General features: G+C 73.1%; 18 protein-coding genes and 1 other RNA gene. 10 read left to right on the top strand and 9 right to left on the bottom strand.

Annotated features, from left to right (window positions below; translation table 11 throughout):
* Positions 1-10 precede the first annotated feature (10 nt).
* The gene (hrpA, locus tag EQG70_RS07015) at positions 11-4048 is read left to right on the top strand and encodes an ATP-dependent RNA helicase HrpA (protein WP_109268038.1); all 4038 of its coding nucleotides are present in this window, start codon (positions 11-13) and stop codon (positions 4046-4048) included.
* A 12-nt stretch (positions 4049-4060) separates the two neighbouring features.
* On the opposite strand, the gene EQG70_RS07010 is transcribed toward hrpA, so the two are convergent.
* Together EQG70_RS07010 and EQG70_RS07005 are read right to left on the bottom strand one after the other, a co-directional pair.
* Complete coding sequence (locus EQG70_RS07010) at positions 4061-4489, bottom strand: HIT family protein (protein ID WP_017834401.1); 429 nt, start codon at positions 4487-4489, stop codon at positions 4061-4063.
* A 57-nt stretch (positions 4490-4546) separates the two neighbouring features.
* The gene (locus EQG70_RS07005; protein ID WP_017834400.1) at positions 4547-5209 is read right to left on the bottom strand and encodes an MBL fold metallo-hydrolase; all 663 of its coding nucleotides are present in this window, start codon (positions 5207-5209) and stop codon (positions 4547-4549) included.
* 113 nt (positions 5210-5322) lie between these two features.
* On the opposite strand from EQG70_RS07005, the gene EQG70_RS07000 reads away from it, so the two are divergent.
* Together EQG70_RS07000 and EQG70_RS06995 are read left to right on the top strand one after the other, a co-directional pair.
* Positions 5323-5754, top strand: coding sequence for a Fur family transcriptional regulator (locus EQG70_RS07000; protein ID WP_017834399.1), 432 nt, complete (start codon positions 5323-5325; stop codon positions 5752-5754).
* On the top strand, positions 5747-6703 hold the full coding sequence (locus EQG70_RS06995) for a diacylglycerol kinase family protein (RefSeq protein WP_109268039.1): 957 nt from the start codon (positions 5747-5749) through the stop codon (positions 6701-6703). The genes EQG70_RS07000 and EQG70_RS06995 overlap by 8 nt, the downstream gene beginning before the upstream one ends.
* 73 nt (positions 6704-6776) lie before the next feature.
* Here EQG70_RS06995 and EQG70_RS06990 read toward each other — a convergent pair whose 3' ends face one another.
* The 3 genes from EQG70_RS06990 to guaB1 all read right to left on the bottom strand — a co-directional run bounded on the left by EQG70_RS06990 (position 6777) and on the right by guaB1 (position 10869).
* The gene (locus EQG70_RS06990) at positions 6777-7859 is read right to left on the bottom strand and encodes a hemolysin family protein (protein WP_035927290.1); all 1083 of its coding nucleotides are present in this window, start codon (positions 7857-7859) and stop codon (positions 6777-6779) included.
* Entirely contained in the window at positions 7856-9217 is a 1362-nt protein-coding gene (locus tag EQG70_RS06985; RefSeq protein ID WP_109268040.1) for a hemolysin family protein, read from the bottom strand. Before EQG70_RS06985 ends, EQG70_RS06990 begins: the two co-directional genes overlap by 4 nt.
* A 194-nt stretch (positions 9218-9411) precedes the next feature.
* Positions 9412-10869 carry a GMP reductase gene (gene guaB1 / locus EQG70_RS06980; protein WP_017833670.1) on the bottom strand — a complete coding sequence of 486 codons (1458 nt, stop codon included), beginning with the start codon at positions 10867-10869 and terminating at the stop codon, positions 9412-9414.
* Positions 10870-11140: 271 nt separating this feature from the next.
* Here guaB1 and EQG70_RS06975 point away from each other — a divergent pair, with 271 nt between their 5' ends.
* The 3 genes from EQG70_RS06975 (at position 11141) to EQG70_RS18895 (ending at position 15927) form a co-directional block, all read left to right on the top strand.
* On the top strand, positions 11141-14983 hold the full coding sequence (locus EQG70_RS06975; RefSeq protein WP_095650608.1) for a multifunctional oxoglutarate decarboxylase/oxoglutarate dehydrogenase thiamine pyrophosphate-binding subunit/dihydrolipoyllysine-residue succinyltransferase subunit: 3843 nt from the start codon (positions 11141-11143) through the stop codon (positions 14981-14983).
* A 133-nt stretch (positions 14984-15116) separates the two neighbouring features.
* Entirely contained in the window at positions 15117-15716 is a 600-nt protein-coding gene (locus EQG70_RS06970) for a GDSL-type esterase/lipase family protein (RefSeq protein ID WP_031283102.1), read from the top strand.
* Positions 15717-15852: 136 nt separating this feature from the next.
* Positions 15853-15927: a 50S ribosomal protein bL37 gene (locus EQG70_RS18895; RefSeq protein ID WP_095343185.1), complete on the top strand. Its 75-nt coding sequence runs from the start codon at positions 15853-15855 to the stop codon at positions 15925-15927.
* A 114-nt stretch (positions 15928-16041) separates the two neighbouring features.
* Here the strand turns inward: EQG70_RS18895 and rsrA are convergent, their stop codons facing one another.
* Both rsrA and EQG70_RS06960 read right to left on the bottom strand, forming a co-directional pair.
* Complete coding sequence (gene rsrA / locus EQG70_RS06965; protein WP_017833667.1) at positions 16042-16308, bottom strand: mycothiol system anti-sigma-R factor; 267 nt, start codon at positions 16306-16308, stop codon at positions 16042-16044.
* Between the two features lie 2 nt (positions 16309-16310).
* Positions 16311-16979, bottom strand: coding sequence for a sigma-70 family RNA polymerase sigma factor (locus EQG70_RS06960; protein ID WP_017833666.1), 669 nt, complete (start codon positions 16977-16979; stop codon positions 16311-16313).
* 309 nt (positions 16980-17288) lie between these two features.
* On the opposite strand from EQG70_RS06960, the gene EQG70_RS06955 reads away from it, so the two are divergent.
* The 4 genes from EQG70_RS06955 to hisN all read left to right on the top strand — a co-directional run bounded on the left by EQG70_RS06955 (position 17289) and on the right by hisN (position 21197).
* Positions 17289-17828, top strand: coding sequence for a DoxX family membrane protein (locus EQG70_RS06955; RefSeq protein WP_017833665.1), 540 nt, complete (start codon positions 17289-17291; stop codon positions 17826-17828).
* A 20-nt stretch (positions 17829-17848) separates the two neighbouring features.
* A complete protein-coding gene (gene aroA / locus EQG70_RS06950; protein ID WP_109268248.1) occupies positions 17849-19228 on the top strand; it encodes a 3-phosphoshikimate 1-carboxyvinyltransferase in 1380 nt (459 codons plus the stop codon).
* Positions 19218-20327: a ribosome small subunit-dependent GTPase A gene (rsgA, locus tag EQG70_RS06945; RefSeq protein WP_017833663.1), complete on the top strand. Its 1110-nt coding sequence runs from the start codon at positions 19218-19220 to the stop codon at positions 20325-20327. The genes aroA and rsgA overlap by 11 nt, the downstream gene beginning before the upstream one ends.
* A 72-nt stretch (positions 20328-20399) precedes the next feature.
* Entirely contained in the window at positions 20400-21197 is a 798-nt protein-coding gene (hisN, locus tag EQG70_RS06940) for a histidinol-phosphatase (protein WP_017833662.1), read from the top strand.
* A 71-nt stretch (positions 21198-21268) separates the two neighbouring features.
* On the opposite strand, the gene EQG70_RS06935 is transcribed toward hisN, so the two are convergent.
* Both EQG70_RS06935 and ssrA read right to left on the bottom strand, forming a co-directional pair.
* Positions 21269-22066: a DUF4190 domain-containing protein gene (locus tag EQG70_RS06935; protein WP_109243491.1), complete on the bottom strand. Its 798-nt coding sequence runs from the start codon at positions 22064-22066 to the stop codon at positions 21269-21271.
* Positions 22067-22227: 161 nt separating this feature from the next.
* Positions 22228-22622, bottom strand: a transfer-messenger RNA (tmRNA) gene (gene ssrA / locus EQG70_RS06930).
* Positions 22623-22637: the final 15 nt, after the last annotated feature.

The following is a 22637-nucleotide window of genomic DNA, read 5'->3' as shown; positions in this document are numbered from 1 at the left end:
TCGGGGGGTCATGTCAGCATCCCTGAGCAGCCCCCGAACCATCGTCTACCCCGAGAACCTCCCGGTCTCCGCGCGCCGCGAGGACATCATGGGCGCGATCGCCGCGCACCAGGTGGTCGTGATCGCCGGCGAGACCGGGTCCGGCAAGACGACCCAGATCCCCAAGATGTGCCTCGAGCTCGGCCTGGGCGAGCGCGGCCTGATCGGCCACACCCAGCCGAGGCGGATCGCCGCGCGCTCGGTCGCGGAGCGGATCTCCTCGGAGCTCGGCGAGAAGATCGGCGGCACGGTCGGCTACCAGGTGCGCTTCACCTCCGAGGTGGGCGCGGACTCACGGGTCAAGCTGATGACGGACGGCATCCTGCTCGCCGAGATCCAGCACGACCGCCTGCTGCAGAAGTACTCGGCGATCATCATCGACGAGGCCCACGAGCGCTCCCTCAACATCGACTTCCTGCTGGGCTACCTCCGGCGGATCCTGCCCCGGCGCCCGGACCTGAAGGTGGTCATCACCTCGGCCACGATCGACCCCGAGCGCTTCGCCCGGCACTTCGCTCCGGAGGAGACCGAGGGCGACGAGCCGGGGCGGGCCCCGGTCATCGAGGTCTCGGGCCGCACGTACCCGGTGGAGATCCGCTGGCGCCCGCTGGCCCAGCCGCGCTCCGGGGACGGCGGCCAGGACGCCGAGGACGCCGGCGACGGGCTGGAGGACGAGGACCGGGACCCGATCGACGCCGTGTGCGACGCCGTCGAGGAGCTCTCCGCGGAGCCGCCCGGGGACATCCTGATCTTCTTCGCCGGCGAGCGGGAGATCCGCGACGCCCAGGAGGCGCTGCAGGGCACCCTGAAACGGGTCCGGGGCCTGGCCGACGCCGAGATCCTGCCCCTGTTCGGCCGGCTGTCCATGGCGGAGCAGCACCGGGTGTTCGCGCCGTCGGGCCGCCGCCGGATCGTGCTGGCCACCAACGTGGCCGAGACGTCGCTGACCGTCCCCGGCATCAAGTACGTGATCGACCCGGGCACGGCCCGCATCTCGCGCTACTCGGCGCGGACCAAGGTGCAGCGCCTCCCGATCGAGCGGATCTCCCAGGCCTCGGCGAACCAGCGGGCGGGACGCTGCGGGCGCGTCTCGGACGGCATCTGCATCCGGCTGTACTCGGAGGAGGACTACCTCTCCCGCCCGGAGTTCACCGACCCCGAGATCCTGCGCACGTCCCTGGCGGCCGTGATCCTGCAGATGACCTCGGTGGGGGTCGTCAAGGAGCCCGGGGACATCGAGCGCTTCCCCTTCGTGGAGCCGCCGGAGTCCCGGGCCGTCAAGGACGGCGTGGCCCTGCTCCGGGAGCTGGGCGCCCTCAAGGAGCCGCGGGGCGCGTCCCCGCGGGGCGGGCGGGACGACGACGCCCGCGGCGGGCCCCTCACCCCGGTGGGCCGCCAGCTGGCGCAGCTGCCGGTGGACCCGCGGCTGGGCCGGATGATCGTGGAGGCGGACCGGCGGGGCTGCGCCCGGGAGGTCATGGTCCTCGCGGCGGCGCTGACCGTCCAGGACCCCCGCGAGCGCCCCCTGGAGAAGCGGCAGCAGGCGGACGAGCTGCACAAGCGGTTCTTCGACGAGAACTCCGACTTCACGAGCTGGCTGCTGCTGTGGCGCTACGTGCAGGAGCAGCAGGAGGAGCTCTCCTCGACGCAGTTCCGGAAGCTGTGCCGGCGGGAGCACCTGAACTTCCTGCGCATCCGGGAGTGGCAGGACCTCTACGCCCAGCTGCGCCAGATGGGCCAGCAGGTCGGCATCCGGGTCGGCAAGGGCCGCGAGGTGGACCCCTCCGGGAAGGAGCGGGAGATCCACGTCTCGCTGCTGGCGGGGCTGCTCAGCCACATCGGGCTCAAGGACGAGCGCAAGCGGGAGTACCAGGGCGCCCGCGGCTCGCGGTTCGCCGTCTTCCCGGGCTCCAACCTGTTCAAGAAGTCCCCCGACTGGGTCATGTCCGCCGAGCTGGTGGAGACCTCCCGGCTGTGGGCCCGCGTCAACGCCGCGATCGACCCGCTGTGGGCCGAGGAGCTGGCCCCGCACCTGGTCAAGCGCAGCGTCTCGGAGCCCCACTGGTCCCGCGCGCAGGGATCCGTGATGGCCTACGAGAAGGTCACCCTCTACGGCGTGCCCGTCGTGGCCCAGCGCCGGATCAACTTCTGGCGGGTGGACCCCGCCCTGGCGCGGGAGCTGTTCCTCCGCCACGCCCTCGTGGAGGGCGACTGGCAGACCCGGCACCGGTTCTGGGCGCGCAACCGCAAGCGCCTGGCCGAGGTCGAGGAGCTCGAGAACCGGCTGCGCCGCAAGGACCTGCGGATCGACGACGAGGCCCTGTTCGCGTTCTACGACGCCCGGATCCCCGAGTCCGTGGTCTCGGCACGGCACTTCGACGCGTGGTGGAAGAAGGCCCGCCAGCAGGACGAGCACCTCCTGGACCTGGACCCCGAGGACCTGATCGCCGAGGAGGCCGGCGGCTACGACGAGTCGCTCTACCCGCGCCAGTGGGTCCGGCGCACCCGGGACGGGGAGCTGGTGCTGGACCTCGCCTACGAGTTCGCCCCGGGCTCCGACCAGGCGGACGGCGTGACCGTGCGCGTGCCCGTGCTGTTCCTCAACCAGCTGGAGCCGGAGCAGTTCCGGTGGCAGATCCCCGGGTTCCGCACCGAGCTCGTCACCGCGCTCATCAAGTCCCTGCCGAAGGCCGTGCGCCGCAACTTCGTGCCCGCCCCCGACGTCGCCCGCCAGGCGGTGGCGATGCTCGACGCCGACTTCGACCCCGCCGTCGACGCCCTCGAGCCGTCCCTGGAGCTGGTCCTGCGCCGGCTCAAGGGCCACGTGGTCCCGCCGGGCTCCTGGAACTGGGAGGCCGTCCCGGCCCACCTGCGGATGCGCTTCGAGGTGCGGGACCGCCGCAACCGGGTGCTGGGCGAGGGCGAGGACCTCGAGGCGCTCCGGGCGGAGCTGCACGACGAGATCCGTGCCGCCCTGGCCGAGTCCCTCGGCGCGGTGCCCGGCGCGGCCCCCGGCGCCCCGGCCGGCGGCCCCGCCCGGAAGGGCCCGCGCTCCCCCGCGCCCCGGCCCCCGGACGCGGCGCCGGCCCCGCCGGCGCTCGAGCGCTCGGGGCTGACGGCGTGGCCCGAGGAGGACCTGCCGCGCAGCGTGGAGACGACGGTGGCGGGCCAGCGGATCACCGGGTGGCCGGCGCTCGTGCCCGAGCGTGCCCGGGCCGCGGGGAGCCGGCACGCCGGCCGGGAGGCCACGGTGGCCGTGCGCATCCTGTCCTCCGCCGCCGAGCAGCGGGCCGCCCAGCGCCGCGGGGTGATCACGCTGCTGCAGCTGCGCATCCCCTCTCCCGAGCGGTACGTGCTGGAGCACCTCAACAACCGGGAGAAGCTGGTCTTCACGCAGAACCCGCACGGGTCGGTGACCGAGCTCATCGCGGACTGCACGGTCGCGGCCATCGACAAGCTCACGCCGCCCGAGCCCCCCTTCACCCGGGCGGAGTTCGACGCGCTGCACGAGCACGTGCGGGCCGAGCTCATCGACACCGTCTTCCAGGTCACCGCGCTCGTGGAGCAGGTGCTCTCCGGGGCCGCCCGGATCCGCAAGCAGCTCAAGCGGTCGTCCTCGCTCGCCGCGGTGAACTCGCTCAACGACGTCAAGGCCCAGCTCGAGCACCTCGTGCACCCGGGCTTCGTCGCCGCCACCGGCTACGACCAGCTCCAGCACCTGCCCCGCTACGTGCGGGCGATGGAGGTGCGGCTCGAGAAGCTCGCCGGCCACCTGCAGCGGGACACGGTCGGGATGCTCGCCGTGCAGAAGCTCGAGGACGACTACGACGCCGCGCTGGACGCCCTGCCGCCGCACGCCCCGGTCCCGGACGAGCTGCGCCGGGTGGCCTGGATGATCGAGGAGCTGCGGGTCTCGCTGTTCGCCCAGGAGCTGGGCACCGCCCACACCGTCTCGGAGAAGCGGATCCGCAAGGCCCTCAAGGACGCCCTCGGGGCCGCCCGGGCCTGACCCGGCGGCCGGTCAGGCCTGCGGCACGGCGGACCCGTGCCCGGCCTCGACGAGGGCGGCCCGGATCCGCTCCGCGGCCTCGTCCATCCAGGCGGGGTCCGGGTCGCGGAGCACGTTGACGAACTGGAACTGCTCGACCGTCTCCGCCGGCCACACGTGCACGTGGGTGTGCGGGACCTCGAAGCCCTGGATCATCTGGCCCACCCGCGCCGGCCGCCAGACGGCGTCGATGGCCCGCCCGATGCGCTGGGAGACCACCATCAGGTGCGCCGCCAGGTCCTCCGGCAGGTCGACCCAGTGGTCGTGCTCCTCGCGCGGGACCACGAGCGTGTGGCCCTGCGCGAGCGGGTCGATCGACAGGAAGCCGACGCAGCGCTCGTCCTGCCAGACGAAACGGCCGGGGATCTCCCCCTCGATGATCTTCGTGAAGACGGTGCTCACAGGTGCTCCCTTTCGGTGGTGGGTCGGGTGCGGTCGGCGGGCCGGGCGGTCCCGCGGCTACAGGGCGACGCGCTCGCCGACGGCGAGGTGGCGGTACTCGGCCCCGTACTTGGCGGCGAACGAGGTGAGCTGGCCCTCGATCACGCCGAGGCCGTTGTCGGAGAGCAGGCCGTCGTGGATCTGGAAGACCCGCTCGGGGCGCACGGACACCACGAAGTCGACGACCTCCGCCAGCTTGTTCCACGGCGCGTGGATCGGCGCCAGCAGCACGGGGGCGGAGAGCCCGTGCGGGACCACCAGCGAGTCGCCGGGGTGGTAGACCGTGTCCTCGACCAGGTAGCCGATGTTGTCCACGGTGCGGATGAGCGTGTGGATCAGCGCGTGCTGGCCGCCGAACGTCCGCACGGTGAAGCCCTCGAGCTCCAGCACGGTCTCGGGCTCGGCGTCGTGGATCGCGTGGCCCTCCCCCAGGGCCTCCCGGAGCCCCGCGGCCACCGGGGCCGGGGCGTACACCTGCACCTCCGGGTGCGCCCGGAGGTGCGCGTGCACCGGCTCGGGGTCGAGGTGGTCCGGGTGCTCGTGCGTGACGAGCAGGACGTCGGCCCCGTCGAGGGCCTCCGCCAGCTCCTCCCGTCCGGAGAACTTGCCCGGGTCGATCACCAGGACCCTGCCCTCGTTCTCGAGCCGCACGCACGAGTGGGTGTACTTGATGAGCTCCATGGGCCCACCCTAACCCCGGGTCCTCCCGGGTCCCACCGGCCGGCGGGGCACGTTCCGCGCGGTCCTTGTTAAGCTGGTGCCCGGCCCGGGCACCAGCGACGAGAGGACGAGGCGTGAGCGTGAGAACCAGCGGGGGGAGCGCCGGGGAGGTCCGCAACACCCGGCAGCGCCGCGCCGTCGCGCGGGCGCTCGCGTCCCTGGAGGACTTCATCTCCACGCAGGACCTGCACGCCCTGCTGCGGGAGCGCGGCGACTCCGTCTCCCTGGCCACGACCTACCGGATCCTGCAGTCGATGTCCGAGCTCGGCGAGCTGGACGTCCTGCGCAGCGACGACGGCGAGGCGATCTACCGCCGCTGCGCCGCCGAGCACCACCACCACCACCTGGTGTGCCGCCGCTGCGGTGCCGCCGTGGAGCTCGAGGCCCCCGCGGTCGAGGAGTGGGCCGGGCGCACCGCCGCCGCCCACGGCTTCACCGAGGTGGACCACACGGTCGAGATCACCGGCCTGTGCGCCGCCTGCGCGGCGCGGCGGGCCGATGGCTGAGCCGGGCCCGTCCCGCGGCGTCTTCGTCCTGGCGGTCAACCCGTGCGCCGGCCGCGGCCGGGCCCTCGAGGACGCCCACCGGGCCGCGGAGCTCCTGCGGACCGGCGGTGACGAGGCCGTGGTGCTCTCCGCCGCGGACCTCGGCACCCTGGTGGGGCTGGTGCGCGACCGGCTGCGGGCGCACGCCCTCACCACCCGGGCGCTCGTGGTCGTGGGCGGGGACGGGATGGTGCAGGCCGGCCTCGGCGTGCTCGCGGAGCTCGCCGCGCAGGGCGTCGACGTCCCGCTGGGCGTGGTGCCGTGCGGGACCGGCAACGACCTGGCCCGCCACCTGCGCGTGCCGCTCCGGGACCCGGTGGCCGCGGCCGGGCGGATCCTGCGCCGGCTCGACGACCCCCGGGACCGCCGCCTCGACGTGGGCCGGGTGCGCTTCGCGGACGGCCGCACGTCCTGCTTCGCGACCGCCCTGTGCGCGGGCTTCGACGCCGTGGTCAACGAGCGGGCCAACCGGTGGCTGCGCCCGGCCGGCTCCTCCCGCTACCTGCTGGCCGTCCTGGTGGAGATCGTGCGGCTGCGCACCGTCCACTACCGGCTCGAGATCGAGGACGCCGGCAGCCGGCGCCGCACGGAGCGCCGGGACGGGGTCCTGCTGAACGTCGCCAACACGTCGTCGATCGGGGGCGGCCTGCGGATCGTGCCCGACGCCCGGGCGGACGACGGGCTGCTGGAGCTGTTCACCGTGGCGCCCCTGGGCCGGGCCCGGTTCCTGCTCCTGTTCCCCCGGCTGTTCTCGGGCCGCCACGTGGCGCTGGAGAGCGTGCGGATCGAACGGGTCCGCGCCGTGGCCGTGGACGCCCCGGACGTCACCGTCTACGCGGACGGGGAGCGCCTCGGCCCGCTGCCCGTGCGCGTGGACGTGCTCCCCGCGGCGGTCCGCGTCCTGGCCTGAGCCGGGGCCCGGTCGCGGCACCGGGCGCCCGGCGCCGCCCGCCGCGGGAGTCCCCGCGGCGGGCGCCGGCCGTTCAGCGCGGCGGCTCCGAGGTGTCCACCCGGTCCCCGCGGCGCTGCCGCCGGTCCTGGGTGGTGTCCCGGATCTCGCCCACCAGCTCCTCGATGACGTCCTCGAGGAACAGCACGCCCAGGGTCTGCCCGCCGGCGTCGACCACGCGCGCCAGGTGCGAGCCCGTGCGCTGCATCGCCGCCAGCGCGTCGTCGATCTCGATGCCGGGACGCAGGTTCGCCAGCGAGCGCACCCGGGTCACCGGCACCGGCTCGTTGTAGCGGCTCTCCGGGATCGAGAGCACGTCCTTGATGTGCAGGTAGCCGTTGAGCTCGCCGTCGTCCTCCGTGAGGGCGAAGCGGGAGAAGCCCGTGCGGGCCACCGCCTTCTCGACGTCCGCCGCGGAGGCGTCCTCGGGCAGCGTGACGAGCTGGTGCAGCGGCACCATCACGTCGGCGGTGCGCTTGGACGAGAACTCGAGCGCGCCGGAGAGCAGGCCCGTCTGGTCCGCCACCGTGCCCTCCTTCGTGGACTCCGCCACGATGGACTGGAGCTCGTCCAGGGTGAAGGTCGAGGACACCTCGTCCTTCGGCTCGATGCCCATGAGCTTCAGGACGTGGTTCGCCGTCCAGTTCAGCGTGGCGATCACCGGCTTGACCATGCGGGAGACGAGCACGAGCGGGGGCGCCAGCAGCAGCACGGCGCGGTCCGCGGCGGACACCGACATGTTCTTCGGCACCATCTCGCCGAACACCACGTGCAGGAAGGTGACCACGAGCAGGGCCGTGAGGAACCCGCTGACGTCGGCGACCTCGGCCGGCACGCCCAGGTGGACCAGCGGGCCGGAGACGATGTGGTGCAGCGCCGGCTCGGAGATGTTGAGGATCAGCAGCGAGCACACGGTGATGCCCAGCTGGCAGCAGGCCAGCATGAGGGACACGTGCTCCATCGCGTACAGCGCGGTCCGGGCCCGCTTGTTGCCCTCCTCGGCCAGCGGCTCGATCTGGCTGCGCCGCGCGGACATGACGGCGAACTCGCCGCCCACGAAGAAGGCGTTGCCCGCCAGGAGCACCACGAGCCACGCGAGGCCTGCCCAGTCGCTCATCGTGCGTCCTCCTCTCGGGCGCCGCTCTCGCGGGCCCCTGCGGGGGCGTCCTCGGGCTCGGCCGGTGCGGGGACGAACCGGATGCGGTCCACGCGGCGCCCCTCCATCCGGGCGACCTCGAGCACGCCGCCCTGGACGGGGACCACGTCCCCGGGCTTCGGGACCTGCCCGAGCCGGTCCATCATGAACCCGCCCATGGTCTCGTAGGCGGGACCGTCCTCGATGTCGAGCTCGGTGATCTGCTCGGAGACCTCGTCGGGGCGCATCAGCCCGGGGAAGTACCACTCGCCCGCCGCGGACTGCAGGGCGCCGAGGCTGAGCCGGTCGTGCTCGTCGGAGACCTCCCCGACCACCTCCTCCACGAGGTCCTCGAGGGTCACGACGCCGGCGGTGCCGCCCCACTCGTCGACGACGACGGCCATCTGGAGCCCGCCGGAGCGCAGCTGCACGAGCAGGGAGTCGAGGTGGACGGTCTCGGGCACGCGCAGGACGTCCTCCATGATCGCCCCGCACTCGAGGGCGGCGCGGCGCTCCGACGGCACGGCCACGGCCTTCTTGACGTGGACCACCCCGCGGACGTCGTCCGGGGAGTCGTCCATCACGGGGAACCGGGAGTGCCCGGTGCGGGAGGCGACGGCCACGACGTCCCCGACGGACTCGTGGGAGTCGAGCATCTGCACGCGGATCCGGGGCGTCATGACGTCCGCGGCCGTGCGCTCGGCGAAGGTGAGGGTCTTCGCGACGAACGCGGCGGTGCCGGCGTCCAGGGTGCCCATCTTCGCGGAGCGGCGGACCATCGAGGACAGCTCCTCCGGCGAGCGCGCGCCCGAGAGCTCCTCCTTGGCCTCCATCCCGAACAGGTGCAGGACCCGGTTGGCCACGCCGTTGAGGGTGACGACGAACGGCTTGAACACCGCGGTGAACACGAGCTGGGGACGGGCGACCAGCCGCCCCACCCGGAACGCCTCCGCGATGGCCCAGTTCTTGGGCACGAGCTCGCCCAGCAGCATGGACAGCAGCGTGGAGATGAGCATCGACAGTGCCAGGGTCGCTCCCCCGGCGGCCGCCACGGACAGACCGGTGAGCTCGGCGATCGGTTCCCGCAGGAAGGACTGGAGCGCCAGGTCCAGGGTGTAGCCGGTGAGAAGTGTGGTCAGTGTGATCCCCAGCTGGCAGCTGGAGAGCTGCGTGGACAGAGACTTGAGGCACTTCAGCAGCGGTTCCGCCGCGCGGTCGCCCTCTGCGATCGCCCGGCGCACCGTGGTCTGGTCGAGGGCCACGAGGGAGAACTCCACGGCCACGAAGAAGCCCGTGCCGAGGATGAGGAGCAGGCCCGCCGCCAGGAGCAGCCATTCCATCAGGAGCGGCCTCCCGCGGCGGCCCGCCGGGCGGGGACGGGGCGGTCGGCGGCCGGGCGGCCGGGGGCGGAGCGGGGGACGGTGGGCGAGCCGGCTCGGGGGCCGCGGCGGGGGGCGCCGCGGCCGGGCCGGCAACTACTGAACGAGTCCATGAGAGCTCCAGGGTACCGGAGCGGGAGCCCTCCGGCGCCGGTTCAGGACCAGCTGACGGGGCGCGCCCTGCCCTCCTCGTAGCCGGACGCGGACTGGATGCCGACCACGGCCCGGGCCGCGAACTGCTCGAGGGTCGTGGCGCCCGCGTAGGTCATGGAGCTGCGCACGCCCGCGGTGATCTGGTCCACGAGGTCCTCCACGCCGGGGCGCTCGGGGTCGAGGTACATCTTGGAGCTGGAGATGCCCTCCTCGAAGAGCCCCTTGCGGGCGCGGGCGAAGGCGCCCTCGCCGCGGGTGCGCTCGCGCACGGCGCGGGTCGAGGCCATGCCGAAGCTCTCCTTGTACATGCGGCCGTCGGCGTCCACGTTCAGCTCGCCCGGGCCCTCGTGGGTGCCGGCGAACCAGGAGCCCACCATGACCTGGCTGGCCCCGGCCGCCAGGGCGAGGGCGACGTCCCGGGGGTGCTTCACGCCGCCGTCCGCCCAGACGTGCCGGCCCAGCCCGGCGGCGGCCTCGGCGCACTCGAGCACGGCGGAGAACTGGGGCCGGCCCACGGCGGTCATCATCCGGGTGGTGCACATCGCACCGGGACCCACGCCGACCTTCACGATGTCCGCGCCGGCGTCGACGAGGTCCTGGACGCCGTCGGCGGTGACCACGTTGCCCGCTACGACGGGCACGTCGGGGGCCGCCGCGCGGACCAGCTCGAGGGCCTCCACCATCTTGCGCTGGTGGCCGTGGGCGGTGTCCACCACGAGCACGTCCACGCCGGCGTCGAGCAGCGCCCGGGCCTTGCCCCGGACGTCCCCGTTGATGCCCACGGCGGCGCCCACCCGGAGCCGGCCCGCGCCGTCCAGGGCGGGGGTGTAGATCGTGGAGCGGACCGTGCCCTTGCGGGTCAGCACGCCCACCACCGTGTCGCCGTCGAGCACCGGCGCCACGTGGGCGCGGGTCTGCGCGAGCCGGTCGTAGGCGGCGGCGAGGACGTCGTCGCCGGACCCGGCCCGGACCTCCGCCAGGGTGAACACCGGGGCGTCGGTGCGCATGATCGAGCCGAGCTGGGTGAAGCGGTCCACCTCGGCGCAGTCGGCCGCGAGCACCACCCCGCGGTAGGCCCGCCCCGGACCGCACACCACCACGGCGCCGTGGGGCCGCTTGTGCATGATGCCCAGGGCGTCGTGGACGGTGTCCTCGTCCCCGAGGACCACGGGGGTCTCGAAGCGCGGCGAGCGCTCCTTGACCCAGGACGTGACGTCCGCGATGACGTCCAGCGGGATGTCCTGCGGCAGGATGCCCAGACCGCCGCGGCGGGCCAGCGTCTCGACCATCCGGCGCCCGGTCACGGCGGTCATGTTCGCGGCCACCAGCGGCACGGTGGCGCCCGTGCCGTCGCGCGGGGTGAGGTCGACGTCGAACCGGGAGGTGACCCGGGAGCTCGAGGGGACGAGGAAGACGTCGCTGTAGGTCAGGTCGGACGTGGGGGTGTTGAGAAATCGCACGCGCGCCAGTCTAGCCGGGGCCCGCGACACGCGCCCCGGGGCCGGGGGCGCGGACTAGCCATGCCGCCGCGCGGATCACTAGACTCGCCGGAGGTACGGCCGCGCCCGGTCGACGACCGTCCGGCAGGTTCCGGAGGCGGACGCCGCCGGCTGTCACGGGAGACGGCCGGCGAGGAACACCGGCGGCGGGTCCGGACGCTGCCGGGACCGACACTGTGGAGACCGGGCAGACGGCCTCCACGCGATCAACCATGGAAGAGGCGTATTCCCCGTGCCACATCAGCCACAGCACCCCATCCCTGAAGAATTCGCAGGTAACGAGTGGCTCGTCGACGAACTGTTCGAGAAGTACCGGACGGACAAGAACTCGGTGGACGAGAAGTGGTGGCCGATCTTCGAGTCGATGAGCGCGGACAGCAGCACCGCCCCGGAGCCGTCGGGCGCCGCGAAGGCCCCGGCGCCGAAGGCGGCCCCGGCGGCCGCCCCCGCGCAGCCCAAGGCCGCCGCCCCCCAGCCGCCCGCCGCCCAGCGCACCGCCGCCCGCACCTCCCCCGCCCCGGCCGCGAAGCCCGCCACGGCGCCCGCGCCCACCAGGTCCGGTGCCAAGGCCGAGGGCCGGCCCGAGACCGACCAGGGTGAGACCGAGGCCTCCGACGCCAAGAGGCCCATCCCGGCCCAGCCCGCCCGCGCCCGCGCCACGGCCCCCAACCACGACGCGCCGGCCGAGGACAAGGTCGTCAAGCTGCGCGGGCCGGCGAAGGCCGTGGCCGCCAACATGGACGCGTCCCTCACCGTCCCCACCGCCACCACGGTCCGCGCCGTCCCGGCGAAGCTGCTGATCGACAACCGGATCGTGATCAATAGCCACCTCTCCCGCAACCGCGGCGGCAAGGTGTCCTTCACGCACCTGATCGGCTACGCCGTGATCAAGGCGCTGGCCAACTACCCCTCCCAGAACGTCGTCTACGACGAGCAGGACGGCAAGCCCGTGGCGGTGCACCCCGCCCACGTCAACTTCGGCATCGCCATCGACATCCCGAACAAGGACGGCTCCCGCAACCTCGTGGTGCCGAACATCAAGGGCGCCGAGGCCATGTCCTTCATGCAGTTCTGGAACGCGTACGAGGACGTCGTCCGCCGCGCGCGCGCCAACGAGCTGACCATGGAGGACTACCAGGGCACCACGGTGTCCCTGACCAACCCGGGCGGCATCGGCACCGTGCACTCCGTGCCGCGGCTGTCCAAGGGCCAGGCGTGCATCGTCGGCGTGGGCGCGCTCGACCACCCCGCCGAGTACCGGGGCTCCTCCCCCAAGACCATCGCGCGGCACGCGGTCTCGAAGATCATCACCCTGACCTCGACCTACGACCACCGCGTCATCCAGGGCGCGGGCTCCGGCGAGTTCCTGCGCCTCATCGAGTCCTACCTGCTGGGCGGGGACGACTTCTACGACGAGATCTTCGAGGCCCTGCGGATCCCCTACGAGCCCGTGCGCTGGGCCGTGGACAACCAGGTCAACCCGGAGATCCAGGTCAACAAGGTCGCCCGGATCCAGCAGCTCATCCACGCGTACCGGGTCCGCGGCCACCTCATGGCGGACACCAACCCGCTCGAGTACGTGATGCGCAAGCACCCGGACCTCGACATCCGCACCTACGGGCTGTCCCTGTGGGACCTGGAGCGCGAGTGGCCCACCGGCGGCTTCGGCGGCGCGGACGTGCTCAGCCTGCGCACCATCCTGGGCCGGCTGCGGGACGCCTACTGCCGCACCCTCGGCGTGGAGTACATGCACCTGCAGGAGCCGGAGGAGCGCGAGTGGTTCCAGGACCAGCTCGAGCACGGCTACCAGAAGCCCAGCCGCGAGGAGCAGTTCCGCATCCTGGGCCGGCTCAACGCCGCCGAGGCGTTCGAGACGTTCCTGCAGACCAAGTACGTGGGCCAGAAGCGCTTCTCCCTCGAGGGCGGCGAGTCCCTGATCCCGCTGCTGGACGAGATCATCTCCGACGCCGCCGACGCCGGGCTCGCGGGCGTCGGCATCGCCATGGCCCACCGCGGCCGGCTCAACGTGCTCACCAACATCGCCGGCAAGTCCTACGCCCAGGTCTTCCGCGAGTTCGAGGGCAGCCAGGACCCGCGCACCACCGAGGGCTCCGGCGACGTGAAGTACCACCTCGGCACGGAGGGCTCCTTCACCTCCGACAACGGCAACGAGACCCAGGTCTACCTCGCCGCGAACCCGTCCCACCTCGAGGCCGCCGACCCGGTCATCGAGGGCATCGCCCGGGCCAAGACGGACGTCCTGGGCGCCGGGCCCGAGGGCGACGGGACGTTCCCGGTGCTGCCGATCCAGGTGCACGGCGACGCGGCCTTCGCGGGCCAGGGCGTGGTGGCCGAGGTCCTGCAGATGGCGCTGCTGCCCGGCTACACCGTGGGCGGCACCGTCCACGTGGTCGTGAACAACCAGGTGGGCTTCACCACCGCGCCCGCCGCGGCCCGGTCCACCACCTACGCGACGGACATCGCCAAGGGACTCCAGGCGCCGATCTTCCACGTCAACGCCGACGACCCCGAGGCCGTCACGCACGTGGGCCAGATGGCGTTCGCGTACCGGCAGACGTTCCACAAGGACGTCATCATCGACCTCGTGTGCTACCGGCGCCGCGGCCACAACGAGGGCGACGACCCCTCGATGACCCAGCCGCTGATGTACAACCTCATCGAGGAGAAGCGCTCGACCCGCAAGATCTACACCGAGAACCTCGTGGGCCGCGGCGACATCACCCAGGAGGAGGCCGACCGGGCGCTGAAGGACTACCAGGAGCGCCTGGAGCGGGTCTTCGCCGAGACGCACGAGGCGCAGACGTCCTCCATCCCGCTGGTCACCGGGGACTCCGCCGCGATCTCGAACATCGAGCGGCCCTCCGCCCAGCAGGCGGACTCCGGGGTCTCGATCCCCCGCACCACGGCCATCTCGACCGAGGCCGCCCAGCGGATCGGCGCGGTGCACGTGGAGGTCCCCGAGGACTTCGCCGTGCACAAGAAGCTGCGCAAGCTCCTCGAGCGCCGCGAGGCGATGACCCGCGAGGGCGGCGTGGACTGGGGCATGGGCGAGCTCATGGCCTTCGGCTCCCTCATGATGGAGGGCATCCCGGTCCGGATGAGCGGCCAGGACGTCCGGCGCGGCACGTTCACTCAGCGCCACGCCGTGTTCTACGACTCCGGCACCGGCGCGGAGTGGACCCCGCTCAACCACCTCTCCGGGAACCAGGCTCAGCTGGCGATCTACAACTCGCTGCTGTCCGAGTACGGCGTGCTGGGCTTCGAGTACGGCTACTCCGTGGAGCGCCCGGACGCCCTGACCGTGTGGGAGGCGCAGTTCGGCGACTTCGTCAACGGCGCCCAGATCATCCTGGACGAGTTCGTCTCCTCCGCGGAGCAGAAGTGGGGCCAGCGCTCGTCGCTGGTCATGCTCCTGCCGCACGGCTTCGAGGGGCAGGGCCCGGACCACTCCTCGGCCCGGATCGAGCGCTTCCTGACGCTGTGCGCCGAGAAGAACATGGTCGTGGCCAACCCCTCGACGCCGTCGAACCACTTCCACCTGCTGCGCCGGCAGGCCTACAGCCGCCCGCGCAAGCCGCTGGTGGTGGCCACGCCGAAGCAGCTGCTGCGCCTCAAGGCGGCGGCCTCCCCGATCGAGGAGTTCACCTCCGGCGCGTTCCGCCCGGTGATCGGCGACCAGGCGGGGCTCGAGGCCGCCGAGGTCACCGACGTGGTGCTGGTCTCCGGCCGGCTCTACTACGACCTCGCCGCGGCCCGCGAGGAGCGCAAGGACCGGAGGACGGCGATCGTGCGCGTGGAGCAGCTGTACCCGCTGCCCCTCGCGGAGATCCGGGAGGAGCTCGGCAAGTACCCCGAGGCCCGCCTCACGTGGGCGCAGGACGAGCCCGCCAACCAGGGCGCCTGGCCGTTCATGGCGGTCAACCTCCTGCCGCAGCTCGACCGGCCGGTCCGGCTCGCCTCCCGCCCCGCGTCCGCGTCCCCGGCCAACGGCTCGGCCAAGCGCCACGCGGCCGAGCTCGAGACCCTGGTGCAGACGGCCTTCGAGCGCGACTGAGCCCGTCCCGGGAGGGCGGGGCCCGTGCCCCTGCCCTCCCGCACGTCCCCAGCGAGTCCGGCGCCGGCCCGTGCCCACGGGCCGGCGCCGCTCGTCCCCCCGACATCCCGCACCCCCGACCAGAAAGAACGACGTGGAGCAACGAAGGATCAGAATTGTCGCAGTCGGTGACGAGCTGCTGGCCGGCGAGGGCGACCCCCGGGGCCTCGGCTGGTTCGGGCGGGTCATGGCCCGGACCCCGCACCACGTGGCCCCCGTGTCCGCCTACAACCTGGCGGCGCCCGGCGAGGGCAGCGAGTCGCTCAACGAGCGCTGGTTCGAGGAGGCGGCCCGCCGCTTCTCCCCCGGCCACGACAACCGCCTGGTCATCGCGCCCTCCACCCTGGACATCGACCTGTCCATCACGAGCGCGCGCTCCCGGCTGAACATGGCCAACATCATCGACACCGCCTCCCAGCACAACGTGCGGGTCCTCGTGGTCGGCCCCCCGCCCACGATGGACGCCGAGCGCAACCGCCGGATCGCGGACCTCTCGGCCGCCTACGCGGACGTCACGACCCGGCGCAACCACGTCTACGTGGACACGTTCAACCCGCTGCAGCACCACGAGCAGTGGCGCAAGGACCTCGCGGCCAACCACGGACACCCCGGCCAGGCCGGCTACGGGCTGATGGCGTGGCTCGTGCTGCACCGCGGCTGGTACGACTGGCTGGACCTGCCCGAGCCCCGGTGAGCCCCGCCCGTCCCGCGTGTGAGAGAATGGCGGGCAGTGCCTCGTCCGGCCGCCGCTGACATCACCAGACCACGCGGGAACGGACGCCGACACCCACGATCCACCGCGGGCGACCGCGGACAGACAGGAGGCTCGCATGAGCAAGCGCGGACGCAAGCGCAAGGACCGCCGCAAGGGCGGCGCCAACCACGGCAAGCGCCCCAACGCCTGAGGTCCTTCCCGGACCCCGGCGACGCCGTGACGGAAGGGCCCCGGACCGCTGACGCGGTCCGGGGCCCTTCCGTGTGCCCGGAGGTCCTGCCGTGCGGGAGCCGGGGCGCCGCGCTCAGGCGGCGGGCGGGTCCTGGCGCGCGCCGTGCAGCCGGGCGAGGATCGAGACCCGCAGGTCGGCGGGCGCGGTCTCCGCGCAGGACCGCCGGACCACGGAGCGGATCACGCACTCCAGGTCGTACTCGCGGGCGCACTCCGGGCACTCGAGGAGGTGGCCGTGGATCTCGTCGAGGTCGTCCGCCGGGAGCACCCCGTCGAGGTACTCGTAGATCAGGCGGATCCTCTCGTCCGTGCAGCATCCGAGGCTCTCGCAGTCGGCCATGTCTACTTGTCCTTTTCCTTCTTCTTGTCGCCGGTCACCCTGGACGTGTCGAAGCCGCGCTCGGCGGCGTAGTCGGCGAGCTTCTCGCGCAGCAGCTTCCGCCCGCGGTGCAGGCGGGACATCACCGTCCCGATCGGCGTGTCCATGATCTCGGAGATCTCCTTGTAGGCGAAGCCCTCCACGTCGGAGAAGTACACCGCCAGCCGGAACTCCTCGGGCAGCTCCTGCAGGGCGCGCTTGACGTCGCTGTCCGGCAGGTGGTCCAGCGCCTCCACCTCCGCGGAGCGCAGCCCCGAGGACGTGTGGGACTCGGCGCGGTGCAGCTGCCAGTCCTCGACGGTGTCGGTGTTCGCCTGCAGCGGCTCGCGCTGCCGCTTGCGGTAGAGGTTGATGTACGTGTTCGTGAGGATGCGGTACAGCCACGCCTTGAGGTTCGTGCCGGGCTTGTACTGGTGGAACGCGGAGAACGCCTTCGTGTAGGCCTCCTGCACGAGGTCCTCGGCGTCGGCCGGGTTGCGAGCCATGCGCAGGGCGGCGGCGTAGAGCTGGTCCACGTACACCATGGCGTCCTGCTCGAAGCGCGCCTTCCGGTCCTCGGGGGACTCGGTCTCGACGTCGACGGGCGGCTCGGTGCGCTGGGGGGCGGCCCCCTGCTGGTTCTGCTCGTTCATCACGGACCAGTCTACGGGGACGCGCGCGCGGGCCGGGGCGGGCTCGAGAACGCTCGTGGGGGCGGTGATGACTGCTCCTCTCCCCCGCCGTGCGGGTCCCTCCGAAAACCTGTGCCGGTGACCTGCCCCGGACGGGGCGGCCGCTGTCCTGCACAACGGGTGTCACCGTCGCACCTATTCCCACCGCGCCCGGCCCGTGCTCGCCCCGGGCGCGGTCCCCGTGGCTAGGATGGGACGAGCGGCGCCGTCCGCCGATCCAGACCCGCCCGACACAGCCCCGCGGTACCGTCTGCCGCCGAGGAGGAACCCATGAGCATCGTCCGTCGCATCGCCCGCCCGCTGCTGGCCACCGGTTACGTCGCCAACGGGGTGGAGAGCTTCCGCAACTCGTCCCAGGCCGCCCAGCACCTCGCCCCGGCGATCTCCGCCGCCACGAAGGCCTTCCCCCAGGCCGGACCCGCGCTGCAGAACCACGCCGTGGTGGCCCAGGGCCTGGCCGCGGCGCAGCTCGGCGCCGCCGTGCTCTTCGGGCTGGGCAAGCTGCCCCGCCTCTCGGCCGGCGTGCTCGTCACCACCACCGCGCTCAACGCCTACGCCGACTACCGCGCCGCGGAGGCGAGCACCCCGGAGCAGAAGGCCGCCCGCCGCTCCACCGCCTTCAAGAACTCCTCCCTGGTGGGCGCCGTCATGCTCGCCGCCGTGGACACCGAGGGCAACCCGTCCCTGCTGTGGCGTGCCGAGCACCTCGCCGGGGACGTCCGCAAGAACGCCTCCAAGCTGGGCAAGGACACCCAGAAGCAGGTGGCCAAGGCCGAGAAGGCCCTCCAGCACGCCGTCAAGCAGGGCTAGGCCCCGGTCCCCCTGTCGTGATGCCGCCGGAGTCCTCCGCCCCCGCAGCCCGTCCCGACGCCGCGGAGCCGGCCCCGCAGCACGAGCTGTGGCCGGCTCCGTTCGTCGGGCCCCGTCCCGTCGTCGCCGAGCTGACGGTGCCGGGCTCGAAGTCCCTCACCAACCGGTACCTGCTGCTCGCCGCCCTGGCGGACGGTCCGTGCCGGCTGCGCTCGCCCCTGCACTCCCGCGACTCGCGGCTGATGGTCGAGGCCCTGCGGGCCCTCGGGGCCCGCGTCGAGGAAGTGCCCGGGGACGGCGGCTTCGGCCCCGACCTGCTCGTCGAGCCCGCCCCCTGGGACGCCGCCGAACCGGTCACGGTCGAGTGCGGGCTGGCCGGGACCGTGATGCGCTTCGTGCCGCCGGTCGCCGCCCTCGCACGGCGTCCCGTCACCTTCGACGGCGACCCGGGCGCCCGGGTGCGTCCCATGGGGCCGGTGATCGACGCCCTGCGCGCGCTCGGCCTGCGGGTCGAGGACGACGGCCGGGGCCGGCTGCCCTTCACCGTGCACGGCACCGGCGGCGTGCGCGGCGGGGAGCTGGAGATCGACGCCACCGGCTCGAGCCAGTTCGTCTCGGCCCTGCTGCTCGCGGGTGCCCGGTTCGACGACGGGCTCGTGCTGCGCCACCGCAGCGCCGACGGCTCGGGGCGCGGTGTGCCGTCCATGCCGCACGTCGAGATGACCGTCGAGGTGCTGCGCGGCCTCGGCGTCTCCGTGGACGACTCCGTGCCCGACGAGTGGCGGGTCTCCCCCGGGCCGGTGCGGGCCTTCGACGTGACCATCGAGCAGGACCTCTCCAACGCCGGCCCCTTCCTGGCCGCGGCCGTGGTGACCGGCGGACGGGTCTCGGTGCCCCGCTGGCCCGACCGCACCACCCAGGGCGGCGACCACTGGAAGCACATCCTCCCGGCCTTCGGCGCGGCGGTGGAGCTCACGGACGGGACCTTCACCGTCACGGGACCGGACGCGGTGACCGGGGTCGACCTCGATCTCGGCGAGGCCGGGGAGCTCGCGCCCACCGTCGCGGCCGTGTGCGCGGTCGCCGGCACGCCCTCGCGGCTGCGCGGCATCGCCCACCTGCGCGGCCACGAGACCGACCGGCTCGCCGCGCTCGTCACGGAGATCAACCGGCTCGGCGGCGACGCCGAGGAGACCGCGGACGGGCTGCTGATCCGGCCGGCCCCCCTGCACGGCGGGACGTTCCACAGCTACGAGGACCACCGGATGGCCACCGCCGGCGCCGTGATCGGCCTCGTGGTCCCGGACGTCCGGGTCGAGAACATCGCGACCACCGCCAAGACCCTCCCCGAGTTCCCCCGGCTGTGGGCGGAGCTCACGGGCACGAGCCGTGACGCGTAGGGACTCCGTCCGGCGCGACTGGGACGAGTCGGACGTGCGCGTCCGTCCCAGCAAGACCGGCTCCCGCCCGCGCACCAAGGAGCGGCCGGCGCACGAGGACGCCGTCACCGGCCGCATCGTCACCGTGGACCGCGGCCGCTACACCGCGATCCTCGAGGAGGACACCCCCGGGGAGCGGCTGGTCGTGGCCGTGCGCGCCCGGGAGCTGCGCCGCCGGCCCGTGGTCGCGGGCGACCTCGTGGGTCTCGTCGGCGACGTCAGCGGCGCCCCGGACAGCCTGGCCCGCCTCGTGCGGATCGAGGAGCGCTCCACCGTCCTGCGCCGCAGCGCGGACGACACCGACCCGGTCGAGCGGGTCGTGGTGGCCAACGCCGACCAGCTCGTGGTCGTCGTTGCCGCCGCCAACCCCGAGCCCCGCACCGGGTTCATCGACCGCTCCCTCGTGGCCGCCTACGACGCCGGCATCGAACCGCTGCTGTGCATCACCAAGACCGACCTGCGGGACCCCGCCGAGCTGATCTCCCACTACACGGCGCTCGAGCTGCCCGTGCTCGTCTCGGGACCCGCCCGCGACGTCCCGGCCGACGACGACGGGACCACGCTGCCCCTCGACCCGGCGCTCGTCGAGGCCCTGCGCGAGCGTCTCGACGGCCACGTCTCGGTGCTGCTGGGCCACTCCGGCGTGGGCAAGTCCACCCTCGTCAACGCCCTCACGGGCGCCGACCGGGCCACGGGCGGGGTGAACGCCGTGACCGGACGGGGCCGGCACACGTCGTCGTCGGCCCTCGCCCTGAAGATCGAGGACGCCTCCCCCGGGTCCTGGATCATCGACACCCCCGGCATCCGCTCGTTCGGCCTGGCGCACGTGGACCACGACCGGATCGTGGAGTCCTTCGACGAGCTCGCCGAGGCGATCGCCGAGTGCCCCAAAGGCTGCCGGCACACGGGGACGTCCCCCGGCTGCGCCCTGGACGCCTGGGTGGCGCAGGGCCGCGCCGGGGAGGCGGGCGAGTCCCGGCTGGTCTCCCTGCGCCGGCTGCTCGGGGCCGGGGAGCGCCCCGGGGAGTCCCGCGAGGACAAGGAGCTCGGCGTCCAGTGAGCCGTCGGGCGGGGGTGCCTCGCACCCCCGCCCGACCAGGCCCGGGACCGCGGTTCGGGGTAGGTTGGACCAATGCGCAGCCCCAGCAACTACACCGACGACCTCCGCCTCGCCCACATCCTGGCCGACGCCGTGGACCGCCTGACCATGCGCCGGTTCAAGGCCCAGGACCTCACGGTGGAGACCAAGCCCGACCTCACCCCCGTCACGGACGCCGACCGCGAGGCCGAGCAGCTCATCCGCACCCAGCTGGGGCGCGCGCGCAACCGGGACGCCGTGATCGGCGAGGAGTACGGCGCCACCGGCAGCGGCGCCCGGCAGTGGGTCGTGGACCCCATCGACGGCACCAAGAACTTCGTGCGCGGCGTGCCGGTGTGGGCCACCCTGATCGCCCTCGTCGACGAGGGCCGGCCGGTGGTCGGCGTGGTCTCCGCGCCGGCGCTCGGGCGCCGCTGGTGGGCGGCGGCCGGCACGGGCGCGTTCACCGGCAAGTCCCTGGCCAACGCCCAGCGGATCCACGTATCCCAGGTGGGGCGGCTGTCCGACGCCTCGCTGTCCTACTCCTCGCTCACGGGGTGGCGGGACCGCGGGGTGCGCGAGCGCTTCCTGGAGCTCACCGACGAGGTCTGGCGGACCCGGGCCTACGGCGACTTCTGGTCCTACTGCCTCCTCGCCGAGGGCGCCGTGGACATCGCCTGCGAGCCCGAGCTCAGCCTGCACGACATGGCCGCGCTGGTGCCCGTGGTCGAGGAGGCCGGCGGCCGGTTCACGTCCCTCGAGGGCGAGCCCGGGCCCTTCGGCGGCAACGCGCTGGCCACCAACGGCCTGCTGCACGACGAGGTGCTGGGGCTGCTCGCGACCGGCTCCTGAGCCGCCCGCGCGACGACGGGGGCCCGCACCGGCCGGTGCGGGCCCCCGTCGTCGTCGGTCTCCGGCCGGGGTCAGAGGTCCTGGCCGGTGAAGCCCATCTCCCGCTCGATGCACTGCTGGAACGCCGCCTGGTCATTGGAGAACTGCGAGCAGGCCTCCATGGCCGGCCCGAACTCCCCGAACAGCGCCCCGAAGAGCACCAGGAAGAGGATGCTCGCCAGGATCGCCAGGACGCTGAGCACGATGCCGATGATCGGCAGGGCCTTGGACGCGCCGGGCGTCCTGCCCAGCTTGCGCAGCGCCACGATGCCCAGCACCAGGCCCACGAGGCCCGGGACGAGGCCGAGCACGAACCAGCACGTCAGCAGCGCCACGATGCCCAGCACCAGGGAGGCGATGCCCAGCCCCGTGCCGGCGGGCCGCGGGCTCGCGCCGTACTGGTTCATGTCGTACTGCCCCTGGTAGCCCTGCTGCCCCTGGTAGCCCGGGCCGCCGTACTGGCCCTGGTCGTACTGGCCCTGGCCCTGGTAGCCCTGGCCGCCGTACTGACCCTGGTCGTACTGGCCCTGGCGGTACTGGTCCTGGTAGCCCTGCTGCCCCTGGCCGTAGGAGTCCTGGCCCTGGTAGCCCTGGCCGCCGTACTGGCCCTGGCCGTACTGGCTCTGGTAGCCCTGCTGCCCCTGGCCGTACTGCGGTGTGGCGTACGGGTCGCCGGCGCCGCCCTGGCCGGAGCGCGGCGGCTCGTAGGAGGGTCCCGAAGGCGCTCCCTCGACGCGCTGACCGTACTCGGGCGGGTCGTGGCGACCGGAGCTCGACGACCCGCCGGCACCGGTGCCGCTCTGGTCTGGCGTGTTGTCGTTGTGGCTCATGGCGTTGCCCTTTCGGTCGTCTGCGGTACGCCACCAGCTTGTCACACGGCCCGCCGGGACGTGCCCCTTCCCGGGCGGCGGCACGGCGCCCGCCTGCCCCCGGAACGATCCGGGCACGAAAAAACCGGGGAGCGCCTCGCGGCGCTCCCCGGTCAGGGATCTCGTGGAGATGGGGGGAATTGAACCCCCGTCCGATGCAGCATTGTCAGGGCTTCTCCGGGTGCAGTCTGCGTGGCGTTTTCTCAGTCCCGGCCCTCGTGCAGACACGTGGCCGACGGACTCAGTCGCGAAAGTGTTCTCCAGACGCCCGCGACGAACGGCTGGAGCAGTGGCCTCCTGATTGATGCCAGACCCCGGGTCGAAGGCGAACCCGGGCTGACAGTCACCTAAGTAGTCTGGTTGCGCTTACGCCGCGAGGGCGAAGGCGTTCTGAGACTTGGCGACGTTGCTCTGAGAATTGGCAACTATTGTTTTACAGAGAGCGTTTACGAGATAACTCTGCGTCCTCGACCCGCTTCCCCTGTCTCAACTCACATCGTCGAAACCGATCATCCCCGTATTTTGTTGTCAA

Origin of the sequence: Kocuria rosea, from assembly GCF_006094695.1 — a bacterium.
GTDB lineage: Bacteria > Actinomycetota > Actinomycetes > Actinomycetales > Micrococcaceae > Kocuria > Kocuria rosea.
This window is presented reverse-complemented; position numbering and strand designations above follow the sequence as displayed.